Source organism: Methylorubrum sp. GM97 (assembly GCF_024347855.1).
Classification (GTDB): domain Bacteria; phylum Pseudomonadota; class Alphaproteobacteria; order Rhizobiales; family Beijerinckiaceae; genus Methylobacterium; species Methylobacterium extorquens.
The window spans coordinates 1,993,413-2,012,781 of record NZ_AP025942.1; the positions used below are offsets into that span (position 1 = coordinate 1,993,413).

A 19,369-nucleotide genomic window follows, 5' to 3' on the forward strand; every position below is an offset into this window, starting at 1 on the left:
CTTCACGGGCATGCCCGGAGGGGAGTGGATCGAGGATCGGAAGTTGTGTGCCCTTTCGAACCGGAGACCGGCCTCGCTACGGGCGCGGTCCGGCGGCCCGCTACAGAAGCGGATCGAGGATGAATGGCTCTTTGGGGATCCGGTAGCCGCGCTTGGATCCGCGGGAGGTCGTGACCGGGACGCCGTCGCCGCCCGCGGGGATCGCCGCGGCGCTTAGTTCGTCGCCCGCCTGCACGGCTTCCGGATCGGGGGCCGCGCCGCGATCACCCACGGAGACCGTGCTGCCCGGCAGGCTCCGCGCCGAGGCGGGAACGCCGGGCCGCGTCCCCGGAGCGGTCTCGGAGAGGGCCGCACCCGGCGGCTCCAGGCTGCCGCGCCGGCCACAGGCCGTGCAGACCAGGGTGAGGCCGAGCGCGATCAGGATCGAGAGGCGGGCGGAAGGGGCGGGCATCGGTGTTTCCGGCGGTCTTTCCCGGCTGGGCGGTACGAGCTTAGCCGTTGGAGCCTCGCCCCGAAAGGTGGGCCGCAGCGTCTCGGGCGGGACGAGGGGCGCGCGACATGGATGCGCGGCGCGCCCGCTTCCGTCGGGGTCCCGCGCGGTCGTCAGCTCTTCTTGTTGCCGCGCTGCGAATCCTTCGGCGGCGCGTAGGCGTCGATCGCACGGCGGCAGTTTTCGGAGAGCTTGGCCCAGTTGGTCTTGAAGCACTGATCGGTGGCCGGATCGTCCGGATCGAGGTTGCCGCAATAGCTGAGGTAATCGCCGGTGCAGTACTTCTTGAGCGTCTCGTTGCCGCGCTTCGACTGCTGCGCCTGTGCCGGAGCAGCCAACACGGCGACCGCACCCGTGAGGGCGAGAACCAGGGGCGTCAGCTTCAAAGCCATGATGTTCGCTCGATCGCGGTTCGTGGGAAGAGATTCGTGAGAGGAGATCCGGGCGCGATGATGCCCCCGCTTGTTCGAAACAAGGCGGGTCCGGGGCAAACGCAAGATGGTTCGGTGCTTACGGGCTCGTACGGGACGGGGCAAGAGATGCTGGCAGAGTAGGCCCCCGGCCGGCGCCGCTCGGTGCGTTTCAGCTCTCGGCGAGCGCGGGAGACGCGGCCGGAAAGGCTCCGGCTTGGGGCAAGCGATCTTGGGGCAGACGGTCGTGCCGCGCCAAGGCGTCGGCGACCTCGCTGATACGGCGGCGCAACTCGGCGGTGTCGTCGCTCCCGCGTGCAGCCAGCGCCGCCTGAGCTGCCGTCAATTCCGCGCGCAGCGCCTCGATCTCGGCCGCCGTGGAGGCTGGCCCGACGGTCTCGCCCTCGGCGCCCGATGGCACCGTCGCGGCCTGCATCCGGCGCGTCGCCTTGAGATCATCGAGGATCGCGCGGTGGGCCTCTTCCAGGGCGTGCAGGGTGGCGAGCCCGGTCTCGCCCTCGGCCCGCGCCGAGGCGAGGTCCCGGTCGAGCCCGGCGATGCGCTCGAGGGCGCGGGCCACCTCAGCCTCGCTGCGGATCCGGGCGGCGACCGCAGCCTCGGTCTCCATGGTGCGGGTCCCGATGGCGGCCATGTCGGCGTGGCGCCGGGCGGCGATCGCCTCGGCCTTTCGCTCCAGCCGGCGCTGCACGACGGCGAACTCCGCGCGCAGATGGTCGCGCTCGGCCACAACCTCGGACACGCTCACCGGCAGGGTCGCCTCGATCCGCCGTCGCGCGAGACGGCTGGCGCGGGCGCTCACGGTCGGCAGGATCGTCAGGGCGCACAGGCTCGCCAGGAGGAAGCCGAGCCCGAAGATCATCACGGTCTCGATCACGAAGGGGCCCTCACGCCGCCTCGGCCGGGCAGGTCCGGCCGCTGCGTCTTTTGCCCGTCTTGCCCGCGCGGAGGCAAGCGCCGTGTCTTCCCTCCGGCCTCAAGCGTCGGCGACCGCACCCGCGGGCGCTTGTCGCAGAGGGCACCCAGCCCGCCCTCTCCGGGCGATTGCGCGGCGTCAGGCGGTGGCCCAAATCGTTCGGGAAACGATCAGAACGGGTTCCAGGTCGGGCGGCCGGTGAATTTCAGGTAGCCGATATTGATGCCGAGCCGGGCGCCGACGCCGGAGCGGATCGGCACCACGATGATGCCGCCGTCGGTCACCGCCGTCATGCCGAAGCCGCCGATGAAGTAGGCCGAGCCGTCGACGCCGCCGAAGCGGCGGTAGAGGTCGCGCACGGCGGGCAGGTTGTAGACGAGCATCATGGTGCGCGCGCCGTCGCCGCCGACATCGAAGCCGAGCGTCGGCCCCTGCCAGTAGATCCGGCGCTGCCCGGCATTGCGGGTATAGAGCGTGCCTTCGCCGAAGCGCAGGCCGCCGACGATGGCGCCGGACGCCTCCTGCCCGAGGATGTAGCCGTTGGGCTCGCCCCAGCGCCGGGTCGCCTCCTCGACGGTGAGCGCGAGGCCGCGGGACACGCTGCCGAAGAAGCGGTGCCCGTTCTCGACCACCTCGGCGGCGCGGAACGAGTCCGGGCGCACGCCGTCGTCCTGATAGGCCAGAGCGGGGACGGCCCCGGCCAGGAGGCCGCCGGACAGCCCGGCCGAGAGGCCGAGCAGGGCGGCGCGGCGGGTCGTGCCCCCCGTTCGGATGGGATCGTGCGGCATGTCGGTCTCCCTACCGGCTCCCTTGCCCGCCCCTATGCCCGCCCGGGCTTGCCCGGCGCGCAGGCGCTTCCCTCGGCGGAAGCGGCATCGGATCGAGGCACGCAGGGAGCGCGCAGTCTCGAGATCGATCAAGTCAAGTTTGGGTTAACGGGCGGTTAAGCGGGCGGGTCATGCGGATGATAGGAGAAGCCTGATCCGGTCCCACGGCTCTCGCCAAAGGGCACAGCGCATGGTCGCGAGGGCTTCCGAGGACCCGACTCGGCTGACCGTCGGCTTCCGAGTTTCCCTGGACGGCCGTGGCTGCGGGGGGAGGGGAGACACGACGGCACCGGCAAGGATCCCACCGGCAACCCGTCACGCGTCCGAGATGCCGCGCGCGGCCTCGAACCGTCCCGTGAAGCTGAGCCTGTGGTGCGGGCTGCGGCCTTGCGCGGTGAGGCCGGCGAGGTGGGCGGCGGTGCCGTAGCCGGCATTGCGCTCCCAGGCATAGGCCGGGTGGCGCGGGGCGAGCCGACGCATGATCTCATCGCGAAACGTCTTGGCGACAATGGAGGCGGCGGCGATCTGCGGCACGAGGCGGTCGCCGCCGATCACCGCGCGGCAGCCCTGCGTCAGGCCGGGAATCGGATCGCGCCCGTCCACCAGCACGGTCGCGTCGAGGCCAAGGCCCAGGACCGCCCGGCGCATGGCGTCGAGGGTCGCCCCGCGCACGTTCACCCGGTCCACCAGCGCCCGCGAGCCTGCCGCGAGCGAAACCCGCGCATGCGCCCGGATCAGCGGGGTCAGCGCCTCGCGCGCGGCACGGTCGAGGCGCTTGCTGTCGTCGAGCCGGGCCAGGATCTCCGGCGGGAAGGCGACGGGGTCGAACCACACGGCCGCCACCATCACCGGACCGCACAGGGCACCGCGCCCGACCTCGTCGCAGCCGATCACCGCCGGATAGGTGGCAGCAAGCGCAGGATCGAACGGGCGCGGGGCTTTGACGGATTTCGGTCGAGGGGCCATGGCGCGGACCCTGGCATCCCCACGCTCCCCCGTCATCCCGGGGCGGGTCAAAACCCCGCGGACAAGGGCGTGCCCCGGCCATGAAACCGGCGGCATCCGATCGATCCCGCGGGAATGCCGGCCCCGCTCAGCCGGGGCGCGGCAGCGGGGCGCTGCTCGGATGGCGGGCGGAGCGCTGAACCGATCCGAGCGCGTGGGCCGTCGCGATGTTGTCGTAGAACTGGCGCGCGCTCTCGGCCCAGGTGTAGCGCATCGCCTCCGCCCGGCAGCGCTCCCGCGGAATCGCGAGCGCGGCGAGTGCGGCCGCGCGCAGATCCGCATCGAGGGCGCCCGCGCCGGTGCCGCCGATCACGTCGAGGGGGCCGGTCACGGGATAGGCCGCCACCGGCAGGCCCGAGGCGAGCGCTTCGAGCAGCACGATGCCGAAGGTGTCGGTCAGGCTCGGGAACACGAAGGCGTCGGCACGCGCGTAGACCCGCGCCAGCGCCTCGCCGGTCAGCGCGCCGAGGAAGTGCGCGTCCGGCGCCAGCGCCTGGAGCCGCGCCCGGTCCGGCCCGTCGCCGACCACGACCTTGGAGCCCGGCAGGTCGAGGCTGAGAAAGGCGGCAAGGTTCTTCTCGACCGCGAGCCGGCCGACCGAGAGGAAGATCGGCCGCGGCAGATCGGGAAACGGGTTCGCCCCGTCGTCGCCGTCACGGGGGCGGAAGAGGTCAGTGTCGACGCCGCGGGTCCAGCGCATCAGGTGGGTGAAGCCGCGCCCCGCCAGCTCCCGTTCGAGGGAGGGCGTGCTGACCATGGTGCCGCTCGCCGCGGCGTGGAAGCGGCGCAGCCACGCATAGCTCCAGGCCTCCGGCACCGGCGCGCGGGCGGCGAGATATTCGGGAAAGCGGGTGTGGTAGCTCGTGGTGAAGGCCTGCCCCCGCGACAGGCAGGCGGCGCGCACTGCGTGGCCGATCGGCCCTTCCGTGGCGATGTGCACATGGGTCGGCGCGAGCCGCTCCCAGCGCGACATCACCCGGCCGCGGGTGACCAGCGAGAGCCGGATCTCGCGGTAGCCCGGCATCGGCAGGGAGGGGAAGTCGGCCGGCGTCAGCATCAGCGGCTCGACGCCGAGGCCGGCGGCGGCCTCGGCCATGCGCTCGACGGAGCGCACCACACCGTTGACCTGCGGGTGCCACGCATCGGTGGCGAGCAGCAGCCTCATGCGGGTCTCGTCTGTCCGTGAGGGGCGGGGCTCTAGGCGACGGCGCGGCGGATCTCGGGCTCGAAGGACTCGGCCCCGCGGCGCTCGCGCAGCAGGGTCGGGTAGTGCAGCACCTCCATGCGGCCGTCGTAATGCTCGACGATGCCGGTGCAGGACTCCACCCAATCGCCGGTGTTGAGGTAGATCAGCCCCTCGACCTCGCGGTGGGCCGCATGGTGGATGTGGCCGCAGATCACCCCGTCCGCGCCCTGGCGCCGGGCTTCCGTGGCGAGGAAGGTCTCGAACTGCCCGATGAAGTTGACCGCGTTCTTCACCTTGAGCTTCGCCCAGGCCGAGAGCGACCAGTAGGCGAGGCCGAGCCGGCGCCGTATCCGGTTGACCACGGTGTTGACCGCGAGCGCCGTGGTGTAGGCCCAGTCGCCCAGATGCGCGAGCCACTTGGAGTGGCGCACCACCATGTCGAATTGGTCGCCGTGGATGACGAGGTAGCGCTTGCCGTCGGCCGCGACGTGGATCCGGCTGTCGGCGATCTCGATGCCGCCGAAGGTCATGCCGATATAGTCGCGCAGGAACTCGTCGTGGTTGCCGGGCACGTAGACGACGTGAGCCCCTTTGCGCACCTTGCGCAGCAGCTTCTGCACCACGTCGTTATGCGCCTGCGGCCAGTACCAGCCCGAGCGGAGCTGCCAGCCGTCGACGATGTCGCCCACGAGGTAGATCGTGTCGGCATCGACGTCACGCAGGAAGTCGAGCAACAGGGCCGCCTGGCAGCCCTTGGTGCCGAGATGCAGATCGGACAGGAAGAGCGTCCGAACGCGGATGGTCGATTCCGGATCCTGTGACACTGGCGCCCTCGGCTCTTCACAACCGCACCGCGACGGGGAAGAGCCAAATCGCATTCCGATCTCAGTTTGATGACGGCGGGGTGCATCGTTCTGCCCCGCTTCGGCGCTTTGGGCGGTCTCCCCGATTTCCGGCACCGCGCCCGCCCACGGCTTCCCGCAGACCCTGCCCGCGGCCGGTGCATACGAAAATCTTTTTGTTTTTCAGTTCAGTTTTTTCCGTTTTCCATTCCCCGGCGGGGAGGCATAACGGCAGCCAAGGTCATCCGCCGCGCGTACCCCGGCATGCGCAGCAGCACCCGGCAGAGGTGTGGGAATGGCCGCGATGGATGGGAGCGCTGGACACGCAGCAGGAGCGCGCTTGAATGCGGCGCCGGGCTGACGCATCGAGGGTTCGGTCCTTTGGAGGCGACCGGCGCGGCTGCACGCGCCGCGACGCGGGCGGCACGACGGCCGCTTCGCCGCTCCGGGACGGTCAACGATCCGACATCGCAGAGGTACGGTCCCGGTCGGCGGAAGGCCTTTTGCGCGCGGCTTTGCGCTGGGACCGGCGGTGGGACTGAACGACGTTTCGCGGCGGGCTTGCGCTCGCCATCAGGATCGGGCGGGATCGCGGCCGCGAAGGGCCGCTCTGCTCAGAACGACTTAATTGGAGGAAATTCTCATGGCGGCAACGAGACGTCCGGGACGCAACCACCTGTTCGTTCCCGGCCCGACCAACATCCCGGACCGGGTGATGCGCGCCATGATGGTGCAGTCCGAGGATCACCGCTCGGTCGATTTCCCGTCGCTGACGAAGCCGCTGTTCGAGGACACCAAGAAGGTGTTCGGCTCGACCGAAGGCACGATCTTCCTGTTCCCGGCCTCCGGCACGGGCATCTGGGAATCGGCGCTGTCCAACACGCTCGCCCGCGGCGACAAGGTGCTGGCCGCCCGCTTCGGCCAGTTCAGCCATCTCTGGATCGACATGGCCCAGCGCCTCGGCCTGGACGTCGTCGTCCAGGAGGAGGAGTGGGGCACCGGCGCCAAGCCCGAGAAGATCGAGGAGGCCCTGCGCGCCGACAAGAACCATGAGATCAAGGCCGTCATGGTGGTCCATAACGAGACCGCGACCGGCGTGACCTCCAACATCGGCGCCGTGCGCAAGGCGATCGACGCCGCCGGCCACCCGGCCCTGCTGTTCGTCGACGGCGTGTCCTCCATCGGCTCGCTGCCCTTCAAGGCCGACGAGTGGAAGGTCGACTGCGCCATCGCCGGCTCCCAGAAGGGCCTGATGCTGCCCGCCGGCCTCGGCGTGATTTGCGTCAGCCAGAAGGCGCTCAAGGCCGCCGAGGGCCAGTCCGGCCGCAACGACCGGCTCGCCCGCGTCTACTTCGACTGGGAAGACCAGAAGAAGCAGAACCCGACCGGCTACTTCCCCTACACCCCGCCGCTGCCGCTGCTCTACGGCCTGCGCGAGGCGCTCGCCTGCCTGTTCGAGGAAGGCCTGGAGAACGTCTACCACCGCCACGCCGTGCTCGGTGAGGCGACCCGTCAGGCCGTCGCGGCCTGGGGCCTGAAGACCTGCGCCAAGTCGCCGGAGTGGAACTCCGACACCGTCACCGCCATCCTGGCGCCCGAGGGTGTGGACGCGGCCAAGATCATCAAGCACGCCTATGTGCGCTACAACCTCGCGCTCGGCGCCGGCCTGTCCCAGGTCGCGGGCAAGGTGTTCCGCATCGGCCACGTCGGCGACCTGAACGAACTCTCGCTGCTCGGCGCCATCGCCGGTGCCGAGATGTCGCTCATCGACAACGGCGTGAAGGTGACCCCCGGTTCGGGTGTTGCGGCTGCCTCCAGCTACCTGCGCGAGAACCCGCTCGCCAAGGCTTGATCTTGGGGCCTCATTCTTTGGCCTGATTTTTGGGGGCGACGCCGGTTCCAACGGCGCCGCTTCCGCTACATGAGAAAGGCGCCCCGTGGAACGTCCGGCTTGCCGGCGTTCCGCGGGAGACGCTTCGAGACAGGTGAGGAAACGGGGCCGGCGTCGGTACCTCATGAAACTCCCGGTCACCGACCGTTCTCGCTCCGGCGATGACGGGGCGGCAGGGGTTTTGTGAGCGACACGATTGCCCGCCGGTCGATCCGGAAGGGGTCCAGAATGACAAAGAAAGTCGTCTTCCTCGATCGCGAGTCGCTCGATGCGACCGTGCGCGAATTCAACTTCCCGCACGAGTACAAGGAATATGAGTCGACCTGGACGCCGGAGGAGATCGTCGAGCGCCTTCAGGGCGCCGAGATCGCGATGATCAACAAGGTGCCGATGCGCGCCGACACGCTGAAGCAGCTTCCCGACCTGAAGCTGATCGCGGTGGCTGCCACGGGCACGGACGTCGTCGACAAGGCTGCGGCCAAGGCGCAGGGCATCACGGTCGTCAACATCCGCAACTACGCCTTCAACACCGTGCCCGAGCACGTGGTCGGCCTGATGTTCGCGCTGCGCCGGGCGATCGTGCCTTACGCCAACTCGGTGCGCCGGGGCGATTGGAACAAGTCGAAGCAGTTCTGCTACTTCGATTACCCGATCTACGACATCGCCGGCTCGACGCTCGGCATCATCGGCTACGGCGCGCTCGGCAAGTCGATCGCCAAGCGGGCTGAGGCCCTCGGCATGAAGGTGCTCGCCTTCGACGTGTTCCCGCAGGACGGGCTCGTGGATCTCGAGACGATCCTGACGCAATCCGACGTCATCACCCTGCACGTGCCGCTGACCCCCGACACCAAGAACATGATCGGGGCCGAGCAGCTCAAGAAGATGAAGCGCTCCGCGATCCTCATCAACACCGCCCGCGGCGGGCTGGTGGACGAGGCGGCCCTGCTCCAGGCGCTCAAGGACGGCACCATCGGCGGCGCCGGCTTCGACGTCGTGGCCCAGGAGCCCCCGAAGGACGGCAACATCCTCTGCGACGCCGACCTGCCCAACCTGATCGTCACCCCGCACGTGGCCTGGGCGAGCAAGGAGGCGATGCAGATCCTCGCCGACCAGCTCGTGGACAACGTCGAGGCCTTCGTCGCGGGCAAGCCGCAGAACGTCGTCGAGGCGTAAGAAACGCACCGGCCTCGGAGTGGGGCCGCGTTACGAAAAGACTCTCGAGGGCGACCGGGACCGGACGGCCCCGGACGCATCCTCCATGCAGACGCACCGCGTGATCCATCACCGCGGTCCATGAACAACCGGCCAGAGGAATCATGTCCAAGAAGCTGCTCTTCCAGTTCGACACCGATGCCACGCCGAGCGTCTTCGACGTCGTCGTCGGCTACGACGGCGGTGCCGACCACATCACCGGCTACGGCAACGTCACGCCCGACAACGTCGGCGCCTATGTCGACGGCACGATCTACACCCGCGGCGGCAAGGAGAAGCAGTCGACGGCGATCTTCGTCGGCGGCGGCGACATGGCGGCCGGCGAGCGGGTGTTCGAGGCGGTGAAGAAGCGCTTCTTCGGCCCGTTCCGCGTGTCCTGCATGCTGGATTCGAACGGCTCCAACACGACCGCCGCGGCGGGTGTGGCGCTCGTCGTCAAGGCGGCGGGCGGCTCGGTCAAGGGCAAGAAGGCCGTCGTGCTCGCGGGCACCGGCCCGGTCGGCATGCGCTCGGCGGCGCTGCTCGCCGGCGAGGGCGCCGAGGTCGTGCTGTGCGGGCGCAAGCTCGACAAGGCGCAGGCCGCGGCCGATTCCGTGAACAAGCGCTTCAAGGTGAACGTCACCGCGGCCGAAACCGCGGACGACGCTTCGCGCGCCGAGGCCGTGAAGGGCGCCCATTTCGTCTTCACCGCCGGTGCGATCGGCCTTGAACTGCTGCCGCAGGCAGCCTGGCAGAACGAGAGTTCGATCGAGATCGTGGCCGACTACAACGCCCAGCCGCCGCTCGGCATCGGCGGGATCGATGCGACCGACAAAGGCAAGGAATACGGCGGAAAGCGCGCCTTCGGTGCGCTCGGCATCGGCGGCTTGAAGCTCAAGCTGCACCGCGCCTGCATCGCCAAGCTGTTCGAGTCGAGCGAAGGCGTCTTCGACGCCGAGGAGATCTACAAGCTGGCCAAGGAAATGGCCTGACGGCTCACGGCCCAAAGGGTCACAGCTCAATGGGCGGCGCCGGCCTTCGGCGCCGCCCCAGCGAATCAACAAGAACTGACAGGGGAGGGACCCATGGCCGGCAACGAGACGATCGAAACATTCCTCGATGGCCTGGCGAGCTCGGCCCCGACCCCCGGCGGCGGCGGTGCCGCCGCGATCTCCGGCGCCATGGGCGCGGCGCTGGTCTCGATGGTGTGTAACCTCACCATCGGCAAGAAGAAGTATGTCGAGGTCGAGGCCGACCTGAAGCAGGTGCTGGAGAAGTCGGAAGGCCTGCGCCGCACGCTCACCGGCATGATCGCCGACGACGTCGAGGCTTTCGACGCGGTGATGGGCGCCTACGGGCTGCCGAAAAACACCGACGAGGAGAAGGCTGCCCGCGCCGCCAAGATTCAGGAGGCGCTCAAGACCGCGACCGACGTGCCGCTCGCCTGCTGCCGCGTCTGCCGCGAGGTGATCGATCTGGCCGAGATCGTCGCCGAGAAGGGCAATCTCAACGTCATCTCGGATGCCGGCGTCGCCGTGCTCTCGGCCTATGCCGGTCTGCGCTCGGCGGCCCTCAACGTCTACGTCAACGCCAAGGGCCTCGACGACCGCGCCTTCGCCGAGGAGCGGCTGAAGGAGCTGGAAGGCCTGCTGGCCGAGGCGGGCGCGCTCAACGAGCGGATCTACGAGACGGTGAAGTCCAAGGTAAACTGAGCCGATCGCGCCTCCTGCCGTCCTCGCGAGCGAGGGCGAAGCGATCCAGGGGCGCGACGTTTCCGGCCGGGGCGGTGCGCTCGATGACGTCGGCCTCACCTCGCAAGGACGGCGTGCGGATGTCCGCCGTTCGACCCTGCGCCTCATCTTGAGGTGCCGCGAAGCAGCTTTGAGGATCCTCCAGGGATCGGACGGCTGCCGCGGCACCTTCGAGGCCGACGCATCGCGCCAGCGCCTCAGGATGAGGAGGCGGGTGGGACGAGCGTTGCTATGCTTCGTCCCCACGCCGGATGATTCGCAGTTGAGAAGCCCGCTAAGTCACTGACGGGCAAGCAAACTGAAGCACTACAAAAGAAAAAATTGAGAGCTGACCCGCTTCCCGAAAAGTAATTTTTCCGCGAAGGTCGGCCCAACAAAAACGACGGAAACGCGAAGGAGGTCTCGATGGACGTTCACGAGTACCAAGCCAAGGAGCTGCTCGCGAGCTTCGGGGTCGCCGTCCCGAAGGGCGCCGTGGCTTTCAGCCCGGATCAAGCGGTCTATGCGGCGACCGAGCTCGGCGGCTCGTTCTGGGCGGTGAAGGCTCAGATCCATGCCGGCGCGCGCGGCAAGGCGGGCGGGATCAAGCTTTGCCGCACCTACAATGAAGTGCGCGACGCCGCCCGCGACCTGCTGGGAAAACGCCTCGTGACGCTCCAGACCGGCCCCGAGGGCAAGCCGGTGCAGCGCGTCTACGTCGAGACCGCCGACCCGTTCGAGCGTGAACTCTATCTCGGCTACGTGCTCGATCGGAAGGCCGAGCGCGTCCGTGTCATCGCCTCCCAGCGCGGCGGCATGGATATCGAGGAGATCGCCGCCAAGGAGCCCGAGGCGCTGATCCAGGTCGTGGTCGAGCCGGCGGTGGGCCTGCAGCAGTTCCAGGCCCGCGAGATCGCGTTCCAGCTCGGCCTCAACATCAAGCAGGTCTCGGCCGCGGTGAAGACCATCATGAACGCCTACCGGGCGTTCCGCGACTGCGACGGCACCATGCTGGAGATCAACCCGCTCGTCGTCACCAAGGACGACCGGGTTCTGGCACTCGACGCCAAGATGTCCTTCGACGACAACGCCCTGTTCCGCCGCCGCAACATCGCGGACATGCACGATCCATCGCAGGGCGATCCCCGCGAGGCCCAGGCTGCCGAGCACAATCTCAGCTATATCGGCCTCGAGGGCGAAATCGGCTGCATCGTCAACGGCGCGGGTCTGGCCATGGCGACCATGGACATGATCAAGCACGCGGGCGGCGAGCCGGCAAACTTCCTGGATGTGGGCGGCGGTGCCAGCCCGGACCGCGTCGCCACGGCCTTCCGCCTCGTTCTGTCGGACCGCAACGTGAAGGCGATCCTCGTCAACATCTTCGCCGGCATCAACCGCTGCGACTGGGTCGCGGAGGGCGTGGTCAAGGCCGCGCGCGAGGTGAAGATCGACGTGCCGCTCATCGTGCGGCTCGCCGGCACGAACGTCGATGAAGGCAAGAAGATCCTCGCCGAGAGCGGGCTCGACCTCATCACCGCCGACACCCTTACGGAAGCCGCGCGCAAGGCTGTCGAAGCCTGCCACGGCGCCAAGCACTGACGAACGGGGGAGGAATCACGCCATGAGCATTCTCATCGACGAGAAGACCCCGATCCTGGTCCAGGGCATCACGGGCGACAAGGGCACCTTCCACGCCAAGGAGATGATCGCCTACGGCTCGAACGTCGTCGGCGGCGTCACCCCGGGCAAGGGCGGCAAGACCCATTGCGGCGTGCCGGTGTTCAACACCGTCAAGGAGGCCGTGGAGGCGACCGGCGCCACCACCTCGATCACCTTCGTGGCGCCCCCCTTCGCGGCGGACGCGATCATGGAGGCGGCCGACGCCGGCCTCAAGCTCGTCTGCTCGATCACCGACGGCATCCCCGCTCAGGACATGATGCGGGTGAAACGCTACCTCCGGCGCTATCCGAAGGAGAAGCGCACGATGGTGGTGGGCCCGAACTGCGCGGGCATCATCTCGCCCGGCAAGTCGATGCTCGGCATCATGCCCGGCCACATCTACCTCCCGGGCAAGGTCGGCGTCATCTCCCGTTCCGGCACGCTGGGCTACGAGGCCGCCGCGCAGATGAAGGAGCTCGGCATCGGCATCTCGACCTCCGTCGGCATCGGCGGCGATCCGATCAACGGCTCCTCCTTCCTCGACCACCTCGCTCTGTTCGAGCAGGATCCCGAGACGGAAGCCGTGCTGATGATCGGCGAGATCGGCGGGCCGCAGGAGGCCGAGGCCTCGGCCTGGATCAAGGAGAACTTTTCCAAGCCCGTGATCGGCTTCGTGGCGGGCCTCACCGCCCCCAAGGGCCGCCGCATGGGGCATGCCGGCGCGATCATCTCGGCGACCGGCGACAGCGCCGCGGAGAAGGCCGAGATCATGCGCTCCTATGGCCTGACCGTGGCGCCCGATCCGGGCTCCTTCGGCAGCACCGTGGCCGACGTGCTCGCCCGCGCGGCGTGATCCGCCCGTCCCCTCGTCCTTGCGGGGAGGGGATTTCGGGGTGGTGCGAACGGCACCGCCTCACCTAACCCTGAACGATCCGTCCCTCCTTGCTTCGGCCTCGTGCCAGCGAGGAAGGGCCTCGTGGATCGGAGTGATCCACCGTCCCGCAGGCCTGCCCACGGGAGTCCGGAAAAAGAACCTCGCCAGGGGGGATCCCATGACCAAGACGCTGCACGCCCGGCCGTCAGCCGCGACCGACACGACCTTCGCGCCGCCGGTCATCACCGGCACGGCCACCGAGGACGCCCTCGAGATTCTGTTTCACGCCCTGCTCGACGTGGCCCGCCGCCACGATCCCGAGCTGGAGGACGTGCTGCACGGCCGCGCCGACATCTCCTCCTTCACGCCGGAGATGCTGGCGCGCGCGCTTCAGGTGCAGGGCATCTGGTTTCAGCTCGTCTCGATCGCCGAGCAGAACGCGGCCATGCGCCGCCGCCGCCACGTCGAGCGCGACCAGGGCCGTGAGGCGCTGAACGGCTCCTTCGCTAAGGTTCTGGCCGAGGCCTCCGCCCGGGGCATCGGCCCGCAGCAGATCCACGCGCTGCTCAAGGATCTGCGCATCCGCCCGACCATCACCGCGCATCCCACCGAGGGCAAGCGCGTGACGGTGCTGGAGAAGCTGCGCCGGATCTACCTCGTGCTGCGCGAGCTGGAACTGCCGCGCTGGACCGAGCGCGAGCGCAACGGCCTGATGAACGAGCTGCGTGACCAGATCGAGCTGATCTGGATGACGGGCGAGCTGCATCTGGAGAAGGCCACCGTCGAGCGCGAGGTCGCCTGGGGGCTGCACTTCTTCGACGAGACCTTGTTCGAGATGCTGCCCGAGATGCTGCTCTCGCTCGAAGAGAGCCTCGCGCAGTATTATCCCGACGAGACCTTCGAGGTGCCGCCGTTCTTCCAGTTCGGAAGCTGGATCGGCGGTGACCGCGACGGCAACCCCTACGTCACCGCCAGCGTGACCCGCGAGACGCTTCAGCGCAACGCGCTGGCGTCGCTCCGCCGTTACCGCGACGGCATCACCCATCTCGGCCGGGTGCTCTCGATCACCGAGCGCTCGCTGCCGGTGCCCGAGACCTTCCGCAGCGAACTCGCGCATATGCTGGCCGAGTCCGGCGACGCGCGCGCCATCGCCAACCGCAATCCCGGCGAGGCCTATCGCCAGTTCCTCTCCTGCGTGCTGCGCAAGCTCGAGGCGACGATCGCCCGCAACAAGGGCGCCCGCTCGGTCGGACCGGATTATCCGAGCGCCGACGGGCTCATCAACGATCTGCGCACGCTGGAGAAGGGGCTGGCCGACGCCAAGTGCGGCGCGCTCGCCACCGACATCGTGCGGCCCGTGCGGCGGATGGTCGAGATCTTCCGCTTCTCCACCGTGCGGCTCGATCTGCGCGAGAACTCGACCCGCACCACCAAGACGCTGCACGCGCTGTGGAAGCTGCGCAACGGCGACCGCGAGCCGCCGGCGCTGGATTCGCCGGCCTGGAAGGATTGGCTGCTCACCGAGCTGGCCCGGCCGCGCACGCCCGAAACCTCGTTCGAGGATTTCGCCGACCGTCTGCCCGACGACGCGCGCGAGACGCTCGCCACCTTCGCGCTGGTCGGCGAGATGCGCGACACTCTCGACCGCGAGGCCTTCGGCGCCTTCATCCTGTCGATGACGCGCTCCACCGTCGACGTGCTCGGCGCCTACCTGCTGGCCAAGGAGGCCGGCATCTTCCTCGACACGACGGGCACCGAGATCTGCCCGCTGCCGATCGTGCCGCTGTTCGAGACCATCGACGACCTGCGCGCCGCCCCGGCGATCATGAAGGAACTGCTCGGCATCCCCGTGGTGCGCCGCTCCACCCGCTGGCAGGGCGGGGTGCAGGAAGTGATGATCGGCTACTCCGATTCCAACAAGGACGGCGGCTTCATTGCCTCGAACTGGGAGCTCTACAAGGCGCAGGTGCGGCTGACCACGCTCGGCAACCATCTCGGCGTGCCGATCGCCTTCTTCCACGGCCGCGGCGGTTCGGTGAGCCGCGGCGGCGTGCCGACCCATCGCGGCATCGCGGCCCAGCCGCCGGGCTCGATCCAGGGCCGCTTCCGCATCACCGAGCAGGGCGAAGTCGTCTCGTTCAAATACGCCAACCGCGGCACCGCCGCCTACCAGATGGAGCTGCTCGCCGCCTCGGTGTTCGAGCACGCCCTGCTCTCGGAGGGCAACGGCAACGGCTCGCGCGCCGAATTCGACGACGCGCTGGAGGCGCTCTCGGGCGCCTCGCGGGCGGCCTATGTCAACCTGCTCCAGGCCGAGGGCCTCGTCGATTACTTCCAGGCGGCGAGCCCGCTCGACGAGATCTCGCTGCTCAATATCGGCTCGCGCCCGGCCCGGCGCTTCGGCGCGAAGTCGCTCTCGGATCTGCGCGCGATCCCCTGGGTGTTCGCGTGGTCGCAGAACCGGCACGTCATCACCGGCTGGTACGGCGTCGGCTCGGGGCTGAAGAGCTTCATCGACGTGCGCGGCGAGGCGGGCGAAGCCCTGCTGAGGCGCCTGTTCCGGGATTGCCGGGTGTTCCGCCTCGTCCTCGACGAGGTCGAGAAGACGCTGCTGATGGTCGATCTCGAGATCGCCCGCGACTATGCCGGCCTCGTCGAGGACGCGGGCATCCGCGCGCGCATCTTCGGGATGATCGAGGCGGAATACGCGCTGACGCGGGAGATGGTCCTGCGGGTGTCCGGCGACAGCGAACTCGCCCAGCGCTTCCCGCAATTCAGCGAACGCCTGCGCGGGCGGCTGCCGACCATCAATCAGGTCAGCCGCGAGCAGGTCGAGCTGCTGCGCCGCTACCGCAGCGAGACCGACGAGGACAAGCGCGAGGCGGTGAAGTCCGCGCTGCTGCTGTCGATCAACTGCATCGCCGTCGGCTTCGGCGCGACTGGATAATGCATACAATCTCGGCGACGTGTTCCGGGATCGGCTGGACGGCCGGCTCGGACGCGCGAGATAGAACATCGTCCCGAAAGGTGGCCGCCGGCTTTCGGAAAAGGACGATGCTTTTCAAGTGCGGCACGCGACTCCCACGCGTGACCGCGCGCACGACAAGACGGTCTCACAGAACGGAGGATTTCCGATGAGCTTCACCCTGATCCAGCAGGCCACCCCGCGCCTGCACCGCTCGGAACTCGCGGTTCCCGGCTCCAACCCGACCTTCATGGAGAAGTCGGCCGCCTCGAAGGCCGACGTGATCTTCCTCGACCTCGAGGACGCGGTTGCGCCCGACGACAAGGAGCAGGCCCGCAAGAACATCATCCAGGCCCTCAACGACCTGGATTGGGGCAACAAGACCATGATGATCCGCATCAACGGTCTCGACACCCACTACATGTACCGCGACGTGGTGGACATCGTGGAGGCCTGCCCGCGCCTCGACATGATCCTGATCCCCAAGGTCGGCGTGCCGGCCGACGTCTACGCCATCGACGTGCTGACGACGCAGATCGAGCAGGCCAAGAAGCGCGAGAAGAAGATCGGCTTCGAGGTGCTGATCGAGACCGCGCTCGGCATGGCCAATGTCGAGGCGATCGCGACCTCGTCTAAGCGCCTTGAGGCGATGTCCTTCGGTGTCGCCGACTACGCCGCTTCCACCCGCGCCCGCTCCACCGTGATCGGCGGCGTCAACGCCGATTACAGCGTGCTCACCGACAAGGACGAGGCCGGCAACCGCCAGACCCACTGGCAGGATCCGTGGCTGTTCGCCCAGAACCGCATGCTGGTCGCCTGCCGCGCCTACGGCCTGCGCCCGATCGACGGTCCCTTCGGCGACTTCTCCGATCCGGACGGCTACACCTCGGCCGCTCGCCGCTGCGCCGCGCTCGGCTTCGAGGGCAAGTGGGCGATCCACCCCTCGCAGATCGATCTCGCCAACGAGGTCTTCACCCCCTCCGAGGCCGAGGTCACCAAGGCCCGCCGCATCCTGGAAGCCATGGAAGAGGCCGCCAAGGCCGGCCGCGGCGCCGTCTCGCTCGACGGCCGTCTCATCGACATCGCCTCGATCCGCATGGCCGAGGCGCTGATCCAGAAGGCCGACGCGATGGGCGGAAAGTAATTTCCTTCTATCGGTAGAACGGAGAATGGCCGGGTTCGCCCGGCCATTTTCTTTTGGGATGCTCGGGCGTCAGGCGCGGTCGTTCCGCTCGATCTCGTTGAGGACGGCGTCGGGGGCCACATCCTGGCTGAGTTCGCCGACTTCTGGATCGGCGACCGTCTCGATGCCCATCCGCTCCGTGATCGCCGACACCATTGCGACGAGCTTCGTCACCTCGTGCTCGGCCAGAAGGCTGATGTGGAGGTCGAGATCGGCCCGCTTGTCGGCCGCTGCGGCCATGCGGTTCTGGCTGATCAGTACGAAGGTTGAGAGGAAGATCGCCTCGACCGATGCCGCGGTCCCGAGGATCACGAAGGACGCGTCCCATTTCGGCAGAACCGGCAGCAGGCCCGTATTCACCAGGATCCAGAAGCCGAACAGCACGACGTGCAGGGCGACGAACGCCATGCTGCCCGTGAACCGCGTGATCGCCTCGGCCACGCGATCCTGCAGGGAGGCCTCGCGTTCGGCGGCGCTTCGGCGCTCCCGCAGCGTTCGGATGTTGCGCAGGAGAGCGGGCGCCAGCCCTTCCGGCTGAGGCGGCGAATAGGTCGTCCGTGGGGCGGGGCTGTCCCGTTCGTCTTGCCTTGGCGTCATGACGGATCTCAGGAGGACGGTGGCGGAGCAACCGGCCTGAGCCGCGGCCTGATCCCGAAGGGAGCGTGAAACCGCTGGAGGCCTTGTCCGGGACCGCGGCTGGCTCTTTCGGGCGTTGGGCCACCGCGCGGGCGGCGCGAGGCTGTGCGCGCGCCTGTCGCGGTTCGCCGACCGGCGCAGGCTTCGGCCGACGCATCCTCCTTTTCCAAAAGCCGGCATCCCCCTTTCGGGGCGATGCCCTAACTCTGCCGTCGGGCGACTGCCCGTTCGACGCATCCATACCCGAGAGGCACGCATGACCGCGTTCGATGCCGACCTGCGGAGCCTCGCGGCTCAGACGACCCTCTCACGGCGCACCGTGATCGCCACGAGTCTCGCCACGGGCTTCGCGCTCGCCGTGCAGCCCGTCGCGGCCCAGACCACCATCGCCACGGACGCGAACGGCCTGATCGCCGGCGAGGTGAAGATTCCGATGCAGGACGGCGTGATCCCGGCCTACCGAGCCATGCCGGCCGAGGGCGGCCCCTTTCCGACGATCCTGGTCGTGCAGGAAATCTTCGGCGTGCATGAGCACATCAAGGATGTGTGCCGCCGTCTGGCCAAGCTCGGCTATTTCGCCCTGGCGCCCGAACTCTATGCCCGGCAGGGCGACGTCTCGACCTTGACCAACATCCAGCAGATCGTGAGCGAGGTCGTCTCCAAGGTGCCCGACGCCCAGGTGATGAGCGACCTCGACGCGGCGGTCGCCTTCGCCAAGGGCACGGGCAAGGCCGACACGGCTCGCCTCGGGATTACCGGCTTCTGCTGGGGCGGGCGCATCACCTGGCTCTACGCCGCGCACAATCCGGCGGTGAAGGCCGGCGTGGCCTGGTACGGGCGGCTCGTCGGCGACAGCTCGGCGCTGATGCCGAAGAACCCCGTCGATGTCGCCGCCGACCTCAAGGCGCCGGTGCTCGGCCTCTATGGCGGGGCCGATCAGGGCATTCCGGTCGCCACGATCGACCGGATGAAGGAGGCCTGCCGGGCCGCCGGAAAGACCTGCGATTTCGTTGTCTATCCGGAGGCGGGGCACGCCTTCCACGCCGATTATCGTCCGAGCTACCGCGCGGAGCCGGCACAGGACGGCTGGAAGCGGCTGCAGGACTGGTTCCGGCAGTACGGCGTCGCCTGAGCCTGCCTCACTTGTCGTACTTGATGTAGGCGAAGCGCGGATCGGCCGGCGTTCCTTCAAGAGCGCCGCCCTCGGCGCCCGGCTGCCAGCCCACGACCTCCTCGATCTTCTTTGCCAGAGAGAAATCCTTCTCGGTGATGCCCTTGGCGGCGTGGTTCATCAGCCGGACCTCGACCCAGGCGTAAGATGCGGTGAGGTCGGGATGGTGCCACGCGGCCTCGGCCAGATGGCCCACCGTGTTGATGACCATCAGCGTGCTCTTCCATGAGGCGGTCTTGTAGGTCCGCCGGATCCAGCCATCCTCCAACCGCCAGTGCGGCAACTCTTCCTTCAACCGCCGCTCCACCGTCGCGTCGTCGAGGACGCCCTCGCGTGCTTGCGTCATCGTCACCCTCCCATCGAATACGGTGAAAA

18 protein-coding genes are annotated in these 19,369 nt (G+C 68.6%); 9 read left to right on the forward strand and 9 right to left on the reverse strand.

Features of this window, described 5'->3' with window-relative positions; translation table 11 throughout:
* Positions 1-100: 100 nt before the first annotated feature.
* From MSPGM_RS09325 to MSPGM_RS09355, 7 genes are all read right to left on the reverse strand, one after another.
* Complete coding sequence (locus tag MSPGM_RS09325) at positions 101-451, reverse strand: hypothetical protein (RefSeq protein WP_003597647.1); 351 nt, start codon at positions 449-451, stop codon at positions 101-103.
* Between the two features lie 152 nt (positions 452-603).
* The gene (locus tag MSPGM_RS09330) at positions 604-882 is read right to left on the reverse strand and encodes a hypothetical protein (RefSeq protein ID WP_003597646.1); all 279 of its coding nucleotides are present in this window, start codon (positions 880-882) and stop codon (positions 604-606) included.
* Between the two features lie 190 nt (positions 883-1,072).
* Complete coding sequence (locus MSPGM_RS09335) at positions 1,073-1,780, reverse strand: hypothetical protein (RefSeq protein ID WP_003597645.1); 708 nt, start codon at positions 1,778-1,780, stop codon at positions 1,073-1,075.
* 224 nt (positions 1,781-2,004) lie between these two features.
* A complete protein-coding gene (locus tag MSPGM_RS09340) occupies positions 2,005-2,622 on the reverse strand; it encodes a DUF1134 domain-containing protein (protein WP_003597644.1) in 618 nt (205 codons plus the stop codon).
* A gap of 354 nt (positions 2,623-2,976) precedes the next feature.
* Entirely contained in the window at positions 2,977-3,627 is a 651-nt protein-coding gene (locus tag MSPGM_RS09345) for a ribonuclease HII (RefSeq protein WP_003597643.1), read from the reverse strand.
* A gap of 127 nt (positions 3,628-3,754) precedes the next feature.
* A complete protein-coding gene (locus MSPGM_RS09350; RefSeq protein WP_003597642.1) occupies positions 3,755-4,831 on the reverse strand; it encodes a glycosyltransferase family 4 protein in 1,077 nt (358 codons plus the stop codon).
* Positions 4,832-4,863: 32 nt separating this feature from the next.
* Positions 4,864-5,676: a UDP-2,3-diacylglucosamine diphosphatase gene (locus MSPGM_RS09355; protein ID WP_003597640.1), complete on the reverse strand. Its 813-nt coding sequence runs from the start codon at positions 5,674-5,676 to the stop codon at positions 4,864-4,866.
* A gap of 661 nt (positions 5,677-6,337) precedes the next feature.
* Between MSPGM_RS09355 and MSPGM_RS09360 the strand changes: the two genes are divergently transcribed.
* The 8 genes from MSPGM_RS09360 (at position 6,338) to MSPGM_RS09395 (ending at position 17,148) form a co-directional block, all read left to right on the forward strand.
* Entirely contained in the window at positions 6,338-7,546 is a 1,209-nt protein-coding gene (locus tag MSPGM_RS09360; protein WP_003597639.1) for an aminotransferase class V-fold PLP-dependent enzyme, read from the forward strand.
* A 267-nt stretch (positions 7,547-7,813) separates the two neighbouring features.
* Positions 7,814-8,758, forward strand: coding sequence for a D-2-hydroxyacid dehydrogenase (locus MSPGM_RS09365; RefSeq protein WP_003597638.1), 945 nt, complete (start codon positions 7,814-7,816; stop codon positions 8,756-8,758).
* 143 nt (positions 8,759-8,901) lie between these two features.
* The gene (locus tag MSPGM_RS09370) at positions 8,902-9,768 is read left to right on the forward strand and encodes an NADP-dependent methylenetetrahydromethanopterin/methylenetetrahydrofolate dehydrogenase (RefSeq protein WP_003597637.1); all 867 of its coding nucleotides are present in this window, start codon (positions 8,902-8,904) and stop codon (positions 9,766-9,768) included.
* 93 nt (positions 9,769-9,861) lie between these two features.
* On the forward strand, positions 9,862-10,488 hold the full coding sequence (gene fchA / locus MSPGM_RS09375) for a methenyltetrahydrofolate cyclohydrolase (protein ID WP_003597635.1): 627 nt from the start codon (positions 9,862-9,864) through the stop codon (positions 10,486-10,488).
* A 444-nt stretch (positions 10,489-10,932) separates the two neighbouring features.
* The gene (locus MSPGM_RS09380) at positions 10,933-12,105 is read left to right on the forward strand and encodes a malate--CoA ligase subunit beta (RefSeq protein ID WP_003597633.1); all 1,173 of its coding nucleotides are present in this window, start codon (positions 10,933-10,935) and stop codon (positions 12,103-12,105) included.
* Positions 12,106-12,127: 22 nt separating this feature from the next.
* The gene (sucD, locus tag MSPGM_RS09385) at positions 12,128-13,018 is read left to right on the forward strand and encodes a succinate--CoA ligase subunit alpha (protein WP_003597632.1); all 891 of its coding nucleotides are present in this window, start codon (positions 12,128-12,130) and stop codon (positions 13,016-13,018) included.
* A gap of 199 nt (positions 13,019-13,217) precedes the next feature.
* Positions 13,218-15,986, forward strand: coding sequence for a phosphoenolpyruvate carboxylase (locus MSPGM_RS09390; RefSeq protein WP_003597630.1), 2,769 nt, complete (start codon positions 13,218-13,220; stop codon positions 15,984-15,986).
* Between the two features lie 187 nt (positions 15,987-16,173).
* Complete coding sequence (locus MSPGM_RS09395; RefSeq protein ID WP_003597628.1) at positions 16,174-17,148, forward strand: HpcH/HpaI aldolase/citrate lyase family protein; 975 nt, start codon at positions 16,174-16,176, stop codon at positions 17,146-17,148.
* 69 nt (positions 17,149-17,217) lie between these two features.
* Here the strand turns inward: MSPGM_RS09395 and MSPGM_RS09400 are convergent, their stop codons facing one another.
* Positions 17,218-17,784: a DUF1003 domain-containing protein gene (locus MSPGM_RS09400; protein WP_261926352.1), complete on the reverse strand. Its 567-nt coding sequence runs from the start codon at positions 17,782-17,784 to the stop codon at positions 17,218-17,220.
* A 295-nt stretch (positions 17,785-18,079) separates the two neighbouring features.
* Between MSPGM_RS09400 and MSPGM_RS09405 the strand changes: the two genes are divergently transcribed.
* Positions 18,080-18,955 (forward strand): dienelactone hydrolase family protein, encoded by an 876-nt coding sequence (locus tag MSPGM_RS09405; protein WP_003597626.1) that lies wholly within the window; start codon positions 18,080-18,082, stop codon positions 18,953-18,955.
* A gap of 7 nt (positions 18,956-18,962) precedes the next feature.
* Here the strand turns inward: MSPGM_RS09405 and MSPGM_RS09410 are convergent, their stop codons facing one another.
* Complete coding sequence (locus MSPGM_RS09410) at positions 18,963-19,340, reverse strand: 4a-hydroxytetrahydrobiopterin dehydratase (protein WP_003597624.1); 378 nt, start codon at positions 19,338-19,340, stop codon at positions 18,963-18,965.
* Between the last annotated feature and the right edge of the window lie 29 nt (positions 19,341-19,369).

What these genes read in the sequence shown, in the direction of transcription:
- MSPGM_RS09325 (WP_003597647.1), bottom strand. Translation starts at nt 451, where the DNA reads ATGCCCGCCCCTTCCGCCCGCCTCTCGATCCTGATCGCGCTCGGCCTC.
- MSPGM_RS09330 (WP_003597646.1), bottom strand. Translation starts at nt 882, where the DNA reads ATGGCTTTGAAGCTGACGCCCCTGGTTCTCGCCCTCACGGGTGCGGTC.
- MSPGM_RS09335 (WP_003597645.1), bottom strand. Translation starts at nt 1,780, where the DNA reads ATGATCTTCGGGCTCGGCTTCCTCCTGGCGAGCCTGTGCGCCCTGACG.
- MSPGM_RS09340 (WP_003597644.1), bottom strand. Translation starts at nt 2,622, where the DNA reads ATGCCGCACGATCCCATCCGAACGGGGGGCACGACCCGCCGCGCCGCC.
- MSPGM_RS09345 (WP_003597643.1), bottom strand. Translation starts at nt 3,627, where the DNA reads ATGGCCCCTCGACCGAAATCCGTCAAAGCCCCGCGCCCGTTCGATCCT.
- MSPGM_RS09350 (WP_003597642.1), bottom strand. Translation starts at nt 4,831, where the DNA reads ATGAGGCTGCTGCTCGCCACCGATGCGTGGCACCCGCAGGTCAACGGT.
- MSPGM_RS09360 (WP_003597639.1), top strand. Translation starts at nt 6,338, where the DNA reads ATGGCGGCAACGAGACGTCCGGGACGCAACCACCTGTTCGTTCCCGGC.
- MSPGM_RS09365 (WP_003597638.1), top strand. Translation starts at nt 7,814, where the DNA reads ATGACAAAGAAAGTCGTCTTCCTCGATCGCGAGTCGCTCGATGCGACC.
- MSPGM_RS09370 (WP_003597637.1), top strand. Translation starts at nt 8,902, where the DNA reads ATGTCCAAGAAGCTGCTCTTCCAGTTCGACACCGATGCCACGCCGAGC.
- fchA (WP_003597635.1), top strand. Translation starts at nt 9,862, where the DNA reads ATGGCCGGCAACGAGACGATCGAAACATTCCTCGATGGCCTGGCGAGC.
- MSPGM_RS09380 (WP_003597633.1), top strand. Translation starts at nt 10,933, where the DNA reads ATGGACGTTCACGAGTACCAAGCCAAGGAGCTGCTCGCGAGCTTCGGG.
- sucD (WP_003597632.1), top strand. Translation starts at nt 12,128, where the DNA reads ATGAGCATTCTCATCGACGAGAAGACCCCGATCCTGGTCCAGGGCATC.
- MSPGM_RS09390 (WP_003597630.1), top strand. Translation starts at nt 13,218, where the DNA reads ATGACCAAGACGCTGCACGCCCGGCCGTCAGCCGCGACCGACACGACC.
- MSPGM_RS09395 (WP_003597628.1), top strand. Translation starts at nt 16,174, where the DNA reads ATGAGCTTCACCCTGATCCAGCAGGCCACCCCGCGCCTGCACCGCTCG.
- MSPGM_RS09400 (WP_261926352.1), bottom strand. Translation starts at nt 17,784, where the DNA reads ATGACGCCAAGGCAAGACGAACGGGACAGCCCCGCCCCACGGACGACC.
- MSPGM_RS09405 (WP_003597626.1), top strand. Translation starts at nt 18,080, where the DNA reads ATGACCGCGTTCGATGCCGACCTGCGGAGCCTCGCGGCTCAGACGACC.
- MSPGM_RS09410 (WP_003597624.1), bottom strand. Translation starts at nt 19,340, where the DNA reads ATGACGCAAGCACGCGAGGGCGTCCTCGACGACGCGACGGTGGAGCGG.